Genomic DNA, 16,600 nt, shown 5'->3' with positions numbered 1-16,600 from the left:
TTTGCTTTAATCTATTCAATTTTCAGTAATCATTTGGTTTTATAGCCCATTGTTTTAAAAGACCTGTCAACTTGTGTATCTTGTTGTTTCAACCAAAATATATTAATAAGCTTGAACGAGGTCTTAATTTCTAAGGAAGAAATGCAAAAAGTGCTAAAAGCTGTATTTCTCAAATACTCTTTTTCAGAAACCCAGGCACTGACATTAGCAAAAATACATACGGAAAGTACGTTAGACGGAATTACTTCTCATGGCATTAATAGGGTGCCGGTATTTATAGATTATGTACGCAGGGGACTTATAAACATTGGTGCATCACCTACTAAAATTGCTGAAATGGGAAGTATGGAGCGTTGGGACGGTAATTTGGGATCTGGTGTCCTAAATGCCATTACTGCCACGGACCGTGCAATTTCGCTGGCCAAAAACCACGGCATGGGATTGGTAGCCTTAAGAAATACCAATCATTGGATGCGTGGTGGCACCTACGGTTGGCAAGCGGCAAACCAGGACTGTATAGCAATAATGTTCACCAATACCACCCCAAACATGCCTGCTTGGGGTGGTAAGCATAATCGCATAGGCAATAATCCATTGGTAATTGCCATACCTAGAAAAGAAGGCCAAATTGTTTTGGATATGGCTATGTCCCAATTTTCATTTGGCAAAATGGAAAGTTTACATTTAAAAAATGAAACCTTACCTTTTAATGGAGGATGGGATTCCCATGATCAATTAAGCAAAAACCCAAAGGATATCATTGACTCTGGCCGAGCAATTCCCGTTGGATATTGGAAAGGTTCTGCCCTATCCATGATTTTAGATATGTTGGCTACACTTTTGTCCGCAGGAAGTTCCACTTTTAAAATTGGTCAAAAAGGAAGCGAGACAGCAATTTCTCAAGTATTTTTATGTATTGACCCCAGTGTATTCTCAGATAAGGAGCTTCAGGAAGAACTTATTAATGAGATCATAGCCTACACTAAAGATGTGGACCCCATGAAAAAAGGGGGCGCAACATTTTATCCCGGTGAACGTACCCTGGCTGTAAGAGCAAAGAACAGGAAAGAGGGCATGAAGGTAAGCAGTAAAATATGGAATGAGATTTTAGCATTGGCGCGTTAGATAATCGACTGGATTATATTTAGTACATTTAAAAGACATCATTTCCACATATTATGAAAGGTATATACTATCTGCTATTAGTGCCGTTTTTTGTTATAAACTGCAAGGAAGCTCCCAAAAAAACAAGCCCTACAGAAGCTGCCATCATTACTCCTTTGGCAAAGGCAAGAATAGATTCGGTTCTCAACCATTTTGTGGATACCAAAAATATAGCCGGCGTTTCCGCACTTATCTTCGAAAATGGGGAAGAAGTGTATTTCAATGCCTTTGGTTTTGCAGATATAGCGGCAAAAAAACCTATGGACCGCAATACAATTGTCCAAATCTACTCCATGACCAAGCCTATTACCGGTACGGCATTAATGACCTTATATGAAGATGGGCTCTTTGAATTAGATGAGCCAATATCAAAATACATTCCGGAATTTACTAACATGACAGTTTATAACGGAGTAGATGAACATGGCAATATAAAGACAATGGATTTACATAGGGAAATTTCTATTAGGGACATTACCAGACATACCGCAGGTTTTCCCAACAGAAACGATATACCGGGCTTAAGTTCCCTAATGAAAAAAGCGGATGCCATGAACCGTAAAAATACCCTTACGGAAATGGCCCAGAAAATGGGAGAAATTCCATTATGGTTTCAACCCGGCACCCAATGGGAATATGGACCAAGCGTTGACGTACAAGCACTATTGGTAGAAAGAATATCTGGTAAACCCTATGGTGAGTATGTCCGAAACCATATTCTAGATCCATTAAAAATGTCAGAGACACGCTATTTTATTCCTGAGGAGGATAGGGAACGTTTTGCCAAACTTTATATTAGGAAAGATGAGGGTGTATTGGTTCAAGATACTATTACCTATGACAATTATACCGAACATTGGCCACTGACCAGGGGTGGCTCCGGGCTCACCTCTACCCTGGACGATTATATGCGTTTTGCCCAAATGCTGGTCAATGAAGGCCAATTGAATGATGTCAGGATATTAAAACCGGAAACAGTACAACTAATGGCAACCAATCAATTGGCGGACAGTATTACAGAACGCTCTTGGCTACCATCAAAAGGTCAGGTAGGATTTGGAATTGATTTTGCCGTTCGTGTAGCACCGCCCAAAACGCCCGAGGAAAATAATGGAACCGTAGGTGAATTTTACTGGGATGGTGCGGCATCGACTTTATTTTGGGTAGACCCCGTCAATGAACTTACCGCTGTACTTTTTGTGCAACTGTTCCCATATGACCAAATTGGTTTGCATAAAAAATTCAGGGATGCCGTTTATGGACCGTATCCGTTTAATAAATAAAAGACTAATGTTATTATTAACTGAATGAATTGGTTCGCCTAGAACCCTATAAATTCTTGCTTTTTACTTATCTTTCTGCTTTTAAAACATACGCATGAAATTTGAAGAGTTTGTAAAAGCGGCCTTTGTAAAGATGATTTACGAGGTTATAAATGCAGATGGTAAAGTTCACCCCGCAGAACTGGAAATACTTAATAGGTTAAAAAAAGTAATTGGTTTTGATGATGCTTTCATTGAACGAACAAAGCAATTGGATTACGACAATGCCATTGTTACCCTATACAACATTCCCTATGAGCAAAAAAAGGCACTAGCGGAAATTTTGGATGAAGTTGCCATTTCCGATGGATCTGTGCACAAAAAGGAAATGGATCTGATCATAGAAACATTTATCAATATTGGTATAGGCGAAGAAACGGATTAATGGTATGACTTTTACTAGAGAAGAGAAATTGGCCCTGGTCAAAATGGTAGATTATGTTATTTTGGCGGACAGTAAGGTAGATCCGGCCGAAATGAGATTATTGACCGAACTGATGCAGCGATTTGATTTTAACACTTTTTTTATTGGTCAAGCAAGGGATTTAAACAAAGAAGAAGCTTATAGAGTACTGGGCAATATGCCTTTGGATAAAAAACAGGTTTTGGCCCAACTACTGGATCAAGTAGCAATTGCAGACGGCTATTTACATGAAAAGGAAATCATTAAGATTATGGAAGCGCTAGACCATATGGGCATAGAGCGCTCAACCATAAAAGACAACCTTTCATAAATTTTATCTCTATAAATTTCTATTGATCTGCAATTATTAATTTTACATTATAAGCCTTTATCTCACAAGAAGGTATTAACACTATATTTTGGCCCGTTAATTGCTTTTAACCAGTTATGAAACCATTATTATTTCTATATATTTTGTTAGGTGTTTGGTTTACGAACGCCCAAGGAACCATTTCAGGTAAATTTTCACCTGCCAAGGATTTTAAATGGCTTATAGCTTATGAACTTACCCCAGGAGGGGAACGCTATGTGACAGATACTTCAATTAAGGAAGGTACCTTTACCTTGACCATGCCCATAACTGCGCAACCGGGCATGTACAGATTAGTCTATGCAGTACCGCAAGATGAATTTTATATTGATATTATATATGATAAAAAGGAACAAATAACTTTTAACTTTAGTTTGGATCAGGGACTAAACATTACCAATTCCAAGGAAAATAAGGCCTACAATGATTATTTTAACGCAATTACCGAAGCTCAGGACCAATTAATGGAGTATTATGAGAACGGAAATACCTCAAAAGAGAAGTTTAAGACGCTCACAGTAAACCTGAACAACGTTCAAAAGACGTACGAAGAAAAATTCAATGGCACCATTGCGCATATTTTCATCAAAGCAAATAGACCATATATACCAGGCCAATATGAAAGTTTGGAACTTTTTCTAAAACATAAAAAAACTCATCATTTTGATCATTTAAATGTCAATGACAAAATTCTGCAAGGTTCCAATTTCTTAACGGACAAATTTTCAAGCTATGTTTTTTCCGCTTTGCCTTTGACAATTAACAGTGCAGAAAATTTAGACCAAGAGGTGATAAAAAATATAGAAACAACCGCCAATTTTATTAATGCCACCCCAATATCCTTTCAAGTGAAAGCTATGCACCAGTTATGGAAAATAGCTGATGTCAACGCGATGTCCAACGTAGCGGATTATATTTTTGAACATCATTTAAAAAAATTGGCCATTGCCAATGGCAATCAATCCATGGTAGATGAAATTACCATGGCATCTAGACTAAGGATTGGTGCTATATCACCAGATATATCTTGGCAAAAAAATGGTAAAACGCATTCCTTATCTACCATGGATAAGGCAGAAAACTACCTTCTTGTATTTTGGAGCAGTACCTGTTCACATTGTCTAAAGGAATTACCTGCGCTGCACAAGGAACTAAAAAAATTCAATGGCTTAAAAATCATAGCGGTAGGCTTGGAAGATAATGATACCAACTGGAAAAAAGTGTCCGCCACCTTACCGGATTTCAACCATGCGATTGCATTAGGTAAGTGGGAGAGTGAATATGCTCAAACCTTTGGTATCCAGAGCACTCCTACCTACATTGTTCTGGACAATGAAAAACGAATTATTGCCAAACCCGAATCCGATAAGGAACTAATAGATTTCTTGGAAAATTAGAGCGACTTTAAATCCTTTATGGTTTTAAAGGCCATATCCACCTGTTCATCATTGACCAAAATCGTAAACTCGTTGGTAGTAGAGATAACTTCATAAAGTACAATGCCCTCCCATGCCAAACGTTGAAAAATAAAATAATAAATACCGGGAACAGATACATTTTCTGCAGGTAGCTTTACGGTTATGGAAGAAAGGTCCTCTGCTTTTTGCGTGCATTTCTCATCCTTGAACAATAATTCAACGGTTTTGTCCATTACATTACTGATCACGATATTAATTTCATTGACACCACGGCTAGAAGTATAGAATACATCTTGATTATTGTTGATTTCTTCCAACAATTTGGCTTGGTGTACCAATATTTTATCCGATGCCAAAAATGTATAATCGGTCAAGGAAGAACGAACGGTAATTTCACCAATATTCTTCAAAACCTTTAAGATTTTATGTGTTGCCCTAAATTCAAGATCATCGGACAATCTTTTTAAGGCCATTACAATAGCACCGTTACGTATATCCTTACCTAGCTCATGCTCAATTTCCGGTTTCACAATACGTGATAATGAGGTAAGGTTGATGATTCCTTGAGCCAATGCACTCTGTAAAAATGGTTTCTTTTTAATATACTCTTCTACGACTGATGATATTGTCTTCATTTTGTTGTTTGGTTGCTGTTATAGTGCAAATATAACAACTTGTTATAAATAAAACAAAATGTTTTTATATAAAATCTACTTAACCAGTCTATTACCTAAAAATGGTAAAATGCGGACTCTAAGTGTTCAAGCTCAAAACGCATCTTATTTTTTAAAATGGTAATGATATCAAAGCGTACATTAACATCTAAATCGTTCTCCGTAACATAATGATTGGCCGCCATAACCAAAAGTTTAATTTTCTTAGGGGTAACGGTTTCGGCTATTGGTTCAATATAATCAGACCGTCGGGACCTGACCTCAACGATGGCGAGATCATCATTTTTTTTAGCAATAATATCAATTTCAGCTTGGAGGTATCTGTAATTTCTATATAGGATGTTATACCCTTTCTTGGTAAGATGTTCTACCGCTATTTCCTCACCTTCCTTTCCAAATTCATTATGTTTCCCCATAATATTGTTGCATAAATGTGTAATTCATCGAAAATAACGGTGTTTCAACGCTAAATTGGCTTATAATATCGTTATTTGATAGACGAAGTATCGAAAATAGATAGTTTATAATACTATAGCAAATTTCGAAACGTTTAGCATAGAAGCCCCAACTCTACGAACGTAATACAAACGCCTATTTAAGATTATGGAATATTTCATTAATTGTAATACTTCTACTCTTGCTCCATACAATGCACCGTTAGATCAAATAAGAGCATCGCACTTATATAGAAGATTGGGTTTCAGTGCCTCGGTATCTACTATAAATCAAACCATTGGTCAAAGTGCTGGTAATGTTATCGACAATTTAGTAGACCAGGCTTTGAATATGCCTCCCACACCTGCCCCAACTTGGGCAAATTGGACCAACGCTAATTACCCAGAGGACGATGAGGCCCGTAACCAATTACGAAATCAACAACAGAGGGAGTTTAGGCTAACTTATGCCAATGCCCTATTGAACAACAATCTTAGGGATAGACTTAGTTTCTTTTGGAGCAATCATTTTGTAACGGAACTTGAAGTATACAATTGCAACGGATACCTCTATGAGTACATAAATTGCCTACAACGCAACAGTTTAGGCAACTTTAAGACCTTTGTCCATGAAATAGGGCTTACCAATGCCATGTTATATTATTTGGACGGGGTATATAACAATGGGAACAACCCCAATGAAAATTATGCCAGAGAGCTGTATGAACTTTTTACACTTGGCGAAGGAATTGCCTATACCGAAGAAGACATAATAGAAACGGCCAGGGCCCTTAGCGGCTATGTAGAACGAGGGGAAATAGGATGTTCCCCGGTCACTTTTGACCCCACTAGACATGATGCAGGGTCAAAAACCATATTTGGCCAAACCGGAAATTTTGGATATGATGAAGTCATAGACAATCTTTTTGCTCAACGATCAGGCCAAATAGCGGAATTTATTTGCCGTAAGCTATACGAATTTTTTGTGCACCCAGATTCAAGGGACGAAGCCAATAATGCCCAGACCATTATAAATGAAATGGCGGCCACATTTGAGGCCAGCAATTTTGAAATTGCCCCGGTCCTAAGGCAATTATTTAAAAGTCAGCATTTTTTTGATGATGAAGCTATAGGGGTCATCATTAAAAGCCCAATCGACTTTTATTTCAATACATTAAAGGAAACCGATTTTTCGTATACGGATACCAATGTTGCGGAAATGGTGAATTATAGTGCGTTGTTAAGCCAAGAAATCTTTGAACCGTTTGATGTTGCCGGATGGCAACGGGACAGGTCATGGATCAATACCAATTTCATGATCGGGCGTTGGCTTACCATTGAAAGTATCATTGAAGGTTTTTATATGGCAGACAATGAACAATTTAGAAGGTTAGGACTTGAAATTTCTGGTGATGCCGGTTTAACAAGCACAAATCCTGATGCTGTAGCAAGACCAATTATTGATTTCATTTTACCAAAAGGATTATTGAACGAGCCTGAATACGAAAAAGCATTTGCAATTTTTAGAAGTGATATAGAAGAAGTGTATTATGAAGGGGGAAACCAAGAATCCTGGACCTTGGCCACGTGGCCACAAGCCCCTTTTCAAGTATATCTATTACTACAGTATTTAGCAAGACAACCCGAGTTTCAATTAAAATAACACCTACAACTATGTGCAATTCACACCACTCTCCATATAAAGGTCTTCAACATGAAGGCCATGATGACGAACACAAAACCTGGAGCAGACGTTCCTTTTTACAGGCAATGGGTATTGCCGGTTCAGGTTCAATGATGTTAGGTGCCAATATGTTGACCGCCTCTTCCCCTTCCCCACTTTCAGCAGGTATAGCGGCGGCAGAAACCGACAACATTTTAATATTGATTCGCCTTTCTGGGGGTAATGATGGTCTTAGCACCATAATACCTTTAGAGCAATATGACAGTTATGCCAATGCCAGGCCAAACATTTACGTGCCGGAAAGTAAGGTCCTTAAACTTACCGATGAGTTTGGGGTACCTTCATATATGAACGCACTTGCCCCCATGTGGCAGGAAGGACAGTTCAAGGCCGTACATGGTGTGGGTTATGAAGGCCAAAGTTTATCGCACTTTACAGGTTCGGATATTTTTGCAAATACCGATATTAATACTACAGGCTTTAGCGGTGAAACAACCGGTTGGATGGGCAGACATTTTGAAAGCATCTACCCAGATTATCTTATAAATCCGCCAGCAGCACCAGCAGCCATTCAAATTGGTCAATTTGGTAGTTTGGTCTTTCAAGGAGATGAAACCAATTACGCCTTTGTAACCTCAAACATAGACCAATTGGAAGAAATTGCGGAATCTGGTGTGGTCTATGGTCTGGAGGACAATCTATTCAACAATTGTATGTATGGTGATCAACTTAAATTTTTAAGGGGGGTAGCCAACACTACGTATGAATATTCCGGTATTATCCATGAAGCATATGAGCGTGGACAAAATCAGGTAGAATACCAGGATAATGGCTTTGCAAGACAAATGGCCTTGTTGGCCCGTTTGATCAAAGGAAATCTGGGTACCAAGGTATATATGATTAGCATGGGTGGTTTTGACACCCACGGCAACCAACCGGAAGCTCATGCCCGTCTAATGACAACACTATCCGTTGCAGTAAACAATTTTTATGAAGATTTAGCATTTACCCAACAGGACAATAAGGTATTGAGCATGACATTCTCTGAATTTGGACGTAGGATCTTTGAAAATGGCTCAAATGGCACTGATCATGGAAAGGCCTCTCCTACCCTATTTTTTGGCTCTGGTCTTAACGGTAGCGCATTTGTGGGCGACCACCCTACCTTAGATGACCCGGACGGTCGTGGTAACCTAGAATATACGATGGATTTTAGGGATTTGTACGCAACGGTTCTTGCAGAATGGTTGTGTGTGGACATACCATTGGTACAGGCACATTTATTGAATTACAAACCCTACGTACCTGTAAATCTCGGCTTTAGTTGTAGTGGCGAACCCTTTCCAGATATAGCGTATAGTGATGGGGAAGTTACTCCACCGGTACGTCCAGATGAGGATGCGGAGACCCCTTTTAATCCAGATTTATTGAATGCAGTGGTACATAAACCTTTTTACCCTACGGACAGTACCCCGCATATTTATTTGGAAATGCCTTTTTCCGCCCATGTGGATATTCAATTATATAACATTCTAGGTCAGAACGTAGGCACCGTTTTTAATGAAATGATGTTTGAAGGTTCTACCGAAATCAATATACGAGAGCGCATGCCCGAACAACTGTCAACCGGTAAGTACATTTATCGTATAAGTGTACAAAATCAAAAAATGAGCAAATCGGTGATGGTAGCTTAAACTGTTTCCCAAACATTAAAATTGCCCGATGACATTGATAATGCATCGGGCAATTTTTTTATGCCAATTTAGATTTCATTTTTCCTGCTTGGAAAGATAGTTCTTTTTTTACCCTATGGTTTTTATCCTTGTGTACCAAGGTAATATCCTTTTTATCCTTAGCAGTTCCTGCTAATTTAAAATCATTGTCTAAAATCAGTTTTGTGGTTTTTCCTGTACTCATGTCCAATTACTTTATTATACAATCCTTTATAATACAACCGTTAAATCTAGGCTTTCGTATAATTATGGAGGTTGCAGGTACTTATTTTATGAAACACATCAACTTACAATTGACAAGAATTTGGTAAATCTCGCATCAAATTCAGTATTTTTGCAGCTTAATTTATTTTTGATGTCCAAGATAGAATCACCCTCTAGATATACCATTACCGCAGCATTGCCCTATACCAATGGACCCATACATATTGGCCATTTGGCAGGTGTATATGTGCCGGCAGATATTTATGCCCGTTACCTACGCTTAATAGGTAAAGATGTGGCCTTTGTTTGTGGAAGCGATGAGCATGGTGTGGCCATCTCCATGAAAGCCAAAAAGGAAGGGGTAACTCCAAAGGATATTATTGATAAATACCATGCCATTATTAAACGATCGTTCATGGATTTTGGGATTACTTTTGATAATTATTCACGTACTTCTGCACCTGTACATCATGAAACGGCATCTGAATTTTTTGTCAATCTTTATAAAAAAGGAGATTTCATAGAAGAGACCACGGCACAACTTTATGATGAAGAGGCACAACAATTTTTGGCGGACCGTTTTGTAATTGGTACCTGTCCAAAATGTGGCAATGAGGAGGCATATGGGGACCAATGTGAAAACTGCGGGTCAAGTTTAAACGCTACGGACCTGATTCATCCAAAATCTACCATTACCGGAACAGTACCCACCACTAAGGAAACCAAACACTGGTTTTTACCTTTAGACCGTTACGAGGATTTTTTAAGGGAGTGGATTCTTAAAGGTCATAAAGATGACTGGAAACCCAATGTATATGGGCAGTGTAAATCTTGGGTAGACGGCGGGCTGGAACCAAGGGCGGTAACCAGAGATTTGGATTGGGGTATTCCCGTACCTGTGGAAGGTGGTGAAGGTAAAGTATTATATGTATGGTTTGATGCTCCTATAGGGTATATATCCTCTACAAAGGAATGGGCAGCGCGTGAAGGCAAGGATTGGGAGCCTTATTGGAAAGACAAGAATACCAAATTGGTACACTTTATCGGAAAGGACAACATTGTGTTTCACTGTATTATATTTCCTTCCATGTTAAAGGCAGAGGGTAGTTATATTTTACCGGATAATGTGCCTGCAAACGAGTTTCTAAATCTTGAAGGGAACAAATTGTCCACGTCCAAAAACTGGGCGGTTTGGTTACATGAATATTTAATTGATTTTCCGGAGTTACAAGATTCATTGCGTTATACCCTGACCGCAAACGCTCCCGAGACGAAGGACAATGACTTTACGTGGAAAGATTTTCAAGCAAGGAACAATAATGAATTAGTAGCCATTTTAGGAAATTTCATTAACCGTGTAGTAGTATTGACCAATAAATACTATGATGGACAAGTGCCCGCTGCTGGCAACTTCTCTAATGTTGATTCAGAAACACTAGAACAGCTTCGTAAATTTCCAGAATCAATAGCAAGCTCCATTGAACGTTATCGTTTTAGGGAAGCAGGACAAGAACTTATGAACTTGGCACGCTTGGGCAATAAGTACTTAGCCGATGCAGAGCCATGGAAAGTCATTAAGCAAGATGAAGAACGTGTTAAGACAATTATGAACGTGGCGCTACAAATAGCAGCAGGGATAGCTATTTTAAGTGAACCATTTTTGCCATTTACCGCTAGAAAGCTAAGGAATATTTTAAATTTAACTTCAACATCCGAGACTGAGCAAAGTGGAAGTATTGGTTGGAACGATGTTTCCGGTGAAAACGATTTGCTACGACCAAAGCATCAAATACATCAGGCAGAATTGCTTTTCAGAAAAATTGAGGATAGTGAAATACAGGCACAATTGGACAAATTGGAGGCCACCAAAAAAGCGAACGAAAACGAAAACAAGAAACTAATGCCACAAAAAGAAACGATTACCTTCGATGATTTTTCAAAATTGGATATGCGGGTAGGAACCATTATCGAAGCTGAAAAAATGGCCAAGGCCAAAAAGCTTTTGGTCCTTAAGGTAGACACCGGTTTAGATGTAAGAACAATTGTTTCTGGTATTGCAGAAAGTTTTACACCAGAAGAAATTGTGGGTAAAAAAGTAACTGTTTTAATCAATTTGGCTCCTCGTGCACTTCGCGGTGTAGAGAGTGAAGGCATGATTTTGATGACGGAAAATAACGAAGGAAAATTGGTATTTGTAAATCCTGACGAGGATGGGGTATCCAATGGTCTGGGTATAAACTAAAAAAACTTCAAGACAAAAAACCCCTTGGCGACTAATCGCCAAGGGGTTTTTGTGTATTAGATAAAATATTCTAAAACGCTATAATCTTGCCTTGTCCTTAACGGCATATTTAGATTTAACAATCTTTTTTACGGTAGTACCTTCATGTTTATCATGTAGAATTTTAGCACTACGCAATTTTATCATTTTATTATGTTTGGCCACCTGATTCCTTATGGTATTGATCGTTTTGGCTTTTGCATTGTATTTTGATGCGGTATTGACCAATTGGCTCATTGATTTACCAGAAGGGTCATAAGAATCTATGATATTACCGTTTTCATCATAATAATCTATACGTATCAAATCTCCATTTTCATAATACTCAATACTGAACAAGACATTGGTGCCATAATATCCTTCAACCGTTATTATGATTCCGTTGGTATCATATGCAAAGATGTAATAATAGCTGATCTCTCCTTGTTCATAATATTCCGTCCTTGTATTTTGGTTCAGCGTATTAAAGTAAGAGCGTAGAATTAAAATACCATCCTCATAAAAATCATAATACTCCAAATACCCATATTGGTCATATTTATCAAAATATACTAGGTTGCCATTGGCATCAAATGTTTCTACTTGGGTCAGGGTACCAAGGTCATCATAAGCATATACCAAGGATTCCGTTAATACACCATTGTCAAAAAACTCAATAGAGATATATCCTCCAAATTCATTGTACAGATAAATGGACTCAAGTACGTTTTGCGCGTTGTACCCCTCGGCCTTAGTCCGCAAACCATTACCATCATATTCAAAAATATAGGTATAATCAAGAAGTCCATTTTCATAATATTCCTCTTTAACCCAATACCCATCTTCATTATAATAGTCTTTCCATATAATTTCACCATTTTCATCATATGAAGTAGTGGTATAGATGCCCCCATCCTCATAAAATTCAGAATCAGTCGTTTCGGTAATATTTCCTTGGTCATCAAAATATTCGGTTTTGACAATATCATAATATCCTGCGGGCATAAGCATCCAGGTTTGTTTATAAGAATAGTCCAATTCCCCATTTTCGTAATAAACATATTTGGTTTCTTCAAATGAACCATCTACGTTATAGGTAACCCTAACGTCTAACAGTCCTTCAAAATAACTTTCATAACTAATCTGAAATCCTTCATTGTACAAGGAGATAGATTCATTGCCAAAACTATTACTGTACCTACTTTCCGTTAAAAGTTCATTGGCATCAAAAAGATACACTTGCTCCAAAGTCTGTGAAATATCATTAGACGTAATTTGCCCGGTCAATTTTCTTTCCTTTAAGGTATGTTCAGGAGTATACACAAAATCAGTATGTTGTTTTGAACTTGAACTACTGACATAAGGATCTTCATTTTGATATTGAGAAGTGAAATTATTAGAATATTCACTATCCAAAGTGGAGAAGTTCAATTGTGCATCATAAGCAAAAATAGTCGTGTTTTCATACTCACTAAGGGAAGAATATTGATTTAATTCATCATTGCTTGTATAGGTACTTTTCAACTCTTCCGTTATAAGCATACCTGTTTCATAAATATGTGTAAACTGTTTTTCAGAAACATAAACATTTAAATTTTCCCTTATCGTTTCGTTAAAGACCACGGCCTGGTTCAAATCATTCCGTTCCGTAATCACATAATAGTGCTCTACCGTTTGGTTGGGGTCAATAATGTTAATACGCTCAACTTGGTCCATACCGTTATAGACCAGCTCTTGTACCTCTGTTTTTTCGGTTATGGGATAACTCCACGATGAAGTTATTAGTCCCGGTCCAACCTCTGTTTTAAGTATAGTGGTGGGTAGACCTTTTTCATTATGGTTTTGATATTGCAGCTCCCTAACTACTCTTCCAGAATATCGTAACGTTATTGCCGTAGAAACCAATAGGCCGTTTTCGTCCATAGTATTTTTATAAACTGCAGACGGCGGAATTTGTGCCGCATATAGGGACTGTAGCAAGGGCAATAATTGGCTAAGGGATAAATTTGGAACAGGTGTATATTCCATATCAAGTGCATTGGCCATATTTTCAGCCGCTTGTTCAGGGTACACAATATTGAACATTTTACCGGTCTGCTTGGAAATGTTGATGACCATATCTGCCAATGACGAGGAAATAGATCCTGAAAAATCCAAACTTTGTACACCGATCGCACTGACCACATCAGCAGTTATTTCAATACCGTTATCATGATTTTGGTCCTCGTCCAAGGTTTGTAAAAATGCGGCAATATTTTTAGCCATAGGGCTTGCAATGGTAGCATCTGCATCTATCTCCTGTGCTAAGGTAACAGGTGAAACCAGTTCTTGCCCCAGGACTTTTCCTAGAATAATATCCCCTACTTTAAAAGTCACCTCTTCTCCGGAAACATAGGTGAATTCTCCTTTTTCATTGGTAATACCTGACTGGGTAGCGGTTGTAAAAGTTAGACCCCCAACTTCGCCATCTATGAACTTTCCGGTCAGCACCTCAATGGCAGGTTCTTCCTTAGGCGGGTCTTTTTGAATGGGCTTGTCTGGTTCTACGGTGTCATCGCTTTTACTACAGCCCAATGCGAGCAATAGTGTAAAAAAAATTGTACATACCTTGATTTTCATAATACAGTGTTTTTTGGTTTAATTAAAAAAGTGGTTGCGGCAATGGTTGCCAGTTCAAAAATATTTTGTGTACCTAAGGGGGAAAGAAAAACACACACCGGGGGCAGGTCCTACAAATAAATAATAGGAATGCCTTGATTTCAATACCTAATAATGGGTATTTTTAAAGGCTTTAATTATAGCCCATATGCAGTTATTAACCTACATTGAAAAACATACCCAACTCCCCAAAAAAGGAATAGAAAACACGATTGAACTTTTAAATGCCGACTGCACCATACCTTTCATTTCACGGTACAGAAAGGAACGCACCGGTAATTTAGATGAAGTTCAGGTTGGCACCATTGTTCAATTAAAGGAACAATATGAGACTCTTGAAAAACGTAAAAAAGCGATTATAAAAGCAGTTGATGAACAAGGGGTCTTGACTACCGCCCTACAACAAAAATTTGAAAATGCCGAAGATCTTACATCATTGGAAGATCTCTATCTACCATATAAAAAGAGTAAAAAGACCAAGGCCGAAGTAGCCCGTAAAAACGGATTGGAACCTTTGGCGAAAATCATTATGGCGCAACGCCAAAATGATATTGAATTTACGGCATCAAAATACCTAAGTGCAGTAATTAAAAATGAGGACGATGCATTGGAAGGGGCGCGGCATATTATAGCAGAATGGATCAATGAACGTACAGATGTCAGAAATGCCATAAGATCACAATTAGCTAGGTTCGCCCAAATTACCACCAAAGTAATCTCCACAAAAAAAGAGGAAGAAAAGGCTCAGAAATATCGTGATTATTTTGATTGGAGCGAGCCATTGAACAAATGTCCGTCTCATAGGCTTTTGGCAATACTCCGCGCAGAATCGGAAAAATTTATTAGGGTCAAAATTACACTGGATGACGAGCGTCTCATTGATCGCATTAAGAACAGGATCATAAAAACGAACAATGAATGTGGTCAGCAAATTGACCTTTCCATAGATGATGCTTATAAACGATTGCTTTTCCCCTCCTTGACCAATGAACTCTTAAAAGCAGCAAAGGAAAAAGCAGATGATGCCGCCATTACCGTTTTCTCCAATAATCTTAGACAATTATTATTGGGGGCACCCCTGGGCGAAAAACGTATATTGGCCATTGATCCAGGTTTTAGGACCGGTTGCAAACTGGTATGCTTGGACGAAAACGGAAACTTGGTACATAATGAGACTATTTATCCACATGCGCCACAAAATGACTTTACCGGTGCCGTTAAAAAGTTAAGTTCCTTGGCTAATGCCTATAAAATTGAGGCTATTGCCATAGGTAACGGTACGGCATCCAGAGAAACGGAACAATTGGTCAAAAAAGTTATTTTCAATAATCCTGTTGAAGTATTTGTGGTGAGCGAGGCAGGTGCATCTATTTATTCCGCATCTAAAATTGCACGTGAAGAATTTCCAAATTACGATGTTACCGTGCGTGGAGCGGTATCCATAGGTAGACGATTGGCGGATCCATTGGCGGAACTGGTAAAGATAGACCCAAAATCTATTGGTGTAGGGCAGTACCAACATGATGTGGACCAAACAAAATTAAAGACCTCATTGGATATGGTTGTAGAAAGTTGCGTTAATATGGTAGGAGTTAACATTAACACTGCCAGTGTACCATTGTTAAGCTATGTATCTGGAATAGGTGCAAAACTTGCAGAGAATATTGTTGCGCAAAGAAAGGAAAAGGGTGCCTTTAAAAGTAGGCAGGAAATACTGGATGTACCAAGATTAGGAGGCAAGGCCTTTGAACAAGGCGCTGCATTCCTAAGAATTAAAAATGCGGAAAATCCGTTGGACGATTCTGCCGTACACCCAGAAAGTTATGGTATCGTTAAAAAAATGGCCTTGGACAACAATACTGAAATTGCAACTTTAATTGGCAACAAATCGGTATTGAAAGAGATAGATTTAAAAAAATATTGCACCAATGATGTGGGTCTGCCAACACTAAAGGATATCCGCTCAGAATTGGAAAAACCAGGTTTGGACAGAAGGGAAAAGGCAAAGGTCTTTACTTTTGACCAGAACATTACCTCTATAACGGATTTACGCAGTGGTCAATTGCTGCCCGGTATTGTAAACAACATTACCAACTTTGGTTGTTTTGTAGATATAGGAATCAAGGAAAGTGGTTTGATCCACGTAAGCAATCTATCGGATTCATTTGTTAAGGATGTAAACGAACATGTTCATCTTCATCAACAAATAATTGTAAAAGTGCTCGATGTTGATGTACAGAGAAAGCGCATTCAATTAAAATTGCATAATTAATATT

13 protein-coding genes are annotated in these 16,600 nt (G+C 38.3%); 9 read left to right on the top strand and 4 right to left on the bottom strand.

Going from position 1 to position 16,600, the window contains the following annotated elements:
- Positions 1-111: 111 nt before the first annotated feature.
- From yiaK to JM81_RS13415, 5 genes are all read left to right on the top strand, one after another.
- A complete protein-coding gene (yiaK, locus tag JM81_RS13435) occupies positions 112-1,125 on the top strand; it encodes a 3-dehydro-L-gulonate 2-dehydrogenase (RefSeq protein WP_222430305.1) in 1,014 nt (337 codons plus the stop codon).
- A 53-nt stretch (positions 1,126-1,178) separates the two neighbouring features.
- Positions 1,179-2,447 carry a serine hydrolase domain-containing protein gene (locus JM81_RS13430; RefSeq protein ID WP_144804164.1) on the top strand — a complete coding sequence of 423 codons (1,269 nt, stop codon included), beginning with the start codon at positions 1,179-1,181 and terminating at the stop codon, positions 2,445-2,447.
- Positions 2,448-2,541: 94 nt separating this feature from the next.
- The gene (locus JM81_RS13425) at positions 2,542-2,871 is read left to right on the top strand and encodes a TerB family tellurite resistance protein (protein ID WP_089258870.1); all 330 of its coding nucleotides are present in this window, start codon (positions 2,542-2,544) and stop codon (positions 2,869-2,871) included.
- A 4-nt stretch (positions 2,872-2,875) separates the two neighbouring features.
- The gene (locus tag JM81_RS13420) at positions 2,876-3,220 is read left to right on the top strand and encodes a hypothetical protein (RefSeq protein WP_144804162.1); all 345 of its coding nucleotides are present in this window, start codon (positions 2,876-2,878) and stop codon (positions 3,218-3,220) included.
- Positions 3,221-3,336: 116 nt separating this feature from the next.
- Positions 3,337-4,656, top strand: coding sequence for a TlpA disulfide reductase family protein (locus JM81_RS13415; RefSeq protein WP_144804160.1), 1,320 nt, complete (start codon positions 3,337-3,339; stop codon positions 4,654-4,656).
- Here the strand turns inward: JM81_RS13415 and JM81_RS13410 are convergent.
- Both JM81_RS13410 and JM81_RS13405 read right to left on the bottom strand, forming a co-directional pair.
- Complete coding sequence (locus JM81_RS13410) at positions 4,653-5,312, bottom strand: aspartate kinase (RefSeq protein ID WP_089258864.1); 660 nt, start codon at positions 5,310-5,312, stop codon at positions 4,653-4,655. The genes JM81_RS13415 and JM81_RS13410 overlap by 4 nt on opposite strands.
- A 95-nt stretch (positions 5,313-5,407) precedes the next feature.
- A complete protein-coding gene (locus JM81_RS13405) occupies positions 5,408-5,767 on the bottom strand; it encodes a YraN family protein (RefSeq protein ID WP_144804158.1) in 360 nt (119 codons plus the stop codon).
- A gap of 187 nt (positions 5,768-5,954) precedes the next feature.
- On the opposite strand from JM81_RS13405, the gene JM81_RS13400 reads away from it, so the two are divergent.
- Together JM81_RS13400 and JM81_RS13395 are read left to right on the top strand one after the other, a co-directional pair.
- Complete coding sequence (locus JM81_RS13400; protein ID WP_144804156.1) at positions 5,955-7,448, top strand: DUF1800 family protein; 1,494 nt, start codon at positions 5,955-5,957, stop codon at positions 7,446-7,448.
- Between the two features lie 11 nt (positions 7,449-7,459).
- Positions 7,460-9,163: a DUF1501 domain-containing protein gene (locus tag JM81_RS13395; RefSeq protein ID WP_144804155.1), complete on the top strand. Its 1,704-nt coding sequence runs from the start codon at positions 7,460-7,462 to the stop codon at positions 9,161-9,163.
- Between the two features lie 58 nt (positions 9,164-9,221).
- Here JM81_RS13395 and JM81_RS18455 read toward each other — a convergent pair whose 3' ends face one another.
- Positions 9,222-9,386 (bottom strand): hypothetical protein, encoded by a 165-nt coding sequence (locus tag JM81_RS18455; RefSeq protein ID WP_186435575.1) that lies wholly within the window; start codon positions 9,384-9,386, stop codon positions 9,222-9,224.
- 171 nt (positions 9,387-9,557) lie between these two features.
- Here JM81_RS18455 and metG point away from each other — a divergent pair, with 171 nt between their 5' ends.
- A complete protein-coding gene (metG, locus tag JM81_RS13390; RefSeq protein ID WP_144804153.1) occupies positions 9,558-11,648 on the top strand; it encodes a methionine--tRNA ligase in 2,091 nt (696 codons plus the stop codon).
- 78 nt (positions 11,649-11,726) lie between these two features.
- On the opposite strand, the gene JM81_RS13385 is transcribed toward metG, so the two are convergent.
- Positions 11,727-14,285: a hypothetical protein gene (locus tag JM81_RS13385; protein WP_144804151.1), complete on the bottom strand. Its 2,559-nt coding sequence runs from the start codon at positions 14,283-14,285 to the stop codon at positions 11,727-11,729.
- A 187-nt stretch (positions 14,286-14,472) separates the two neighbouring features.
- Between JM81_RS13385 and JM81_RS13380 the strand changes: the two genes are divergently transcribed.
- Positions 14,473-16,596 carry a Tex family protein gene (locus tag JM81_RS13380; protein WP_144804149.1) on the top strand — a complete coding sequence of 708 codons (2,124 nt, stop codon included), beginning with the start codon at positions 14,473-14,475 and terminating at the stop codon, positions 16,594-16,596.
- Positions 16,597-16,600 lie beyond the last annotated feature (4 nt).

This window comes from Maribacter sp. MAR_2009_72 (assembly GCF_007827235.1).
Taxonomy (GTDB): Bacteria; Bacteroidota; Bacteroidia; order Flavobacteriales; family Flavobacteriaceae; genus Maribacter; species Maribacter sedimenticola.
The sequence above is the reverse complement of the archived record's forward strand: the minus strand, read 5'-3'. Positions and strand labels throughout refer to the sequence as shown.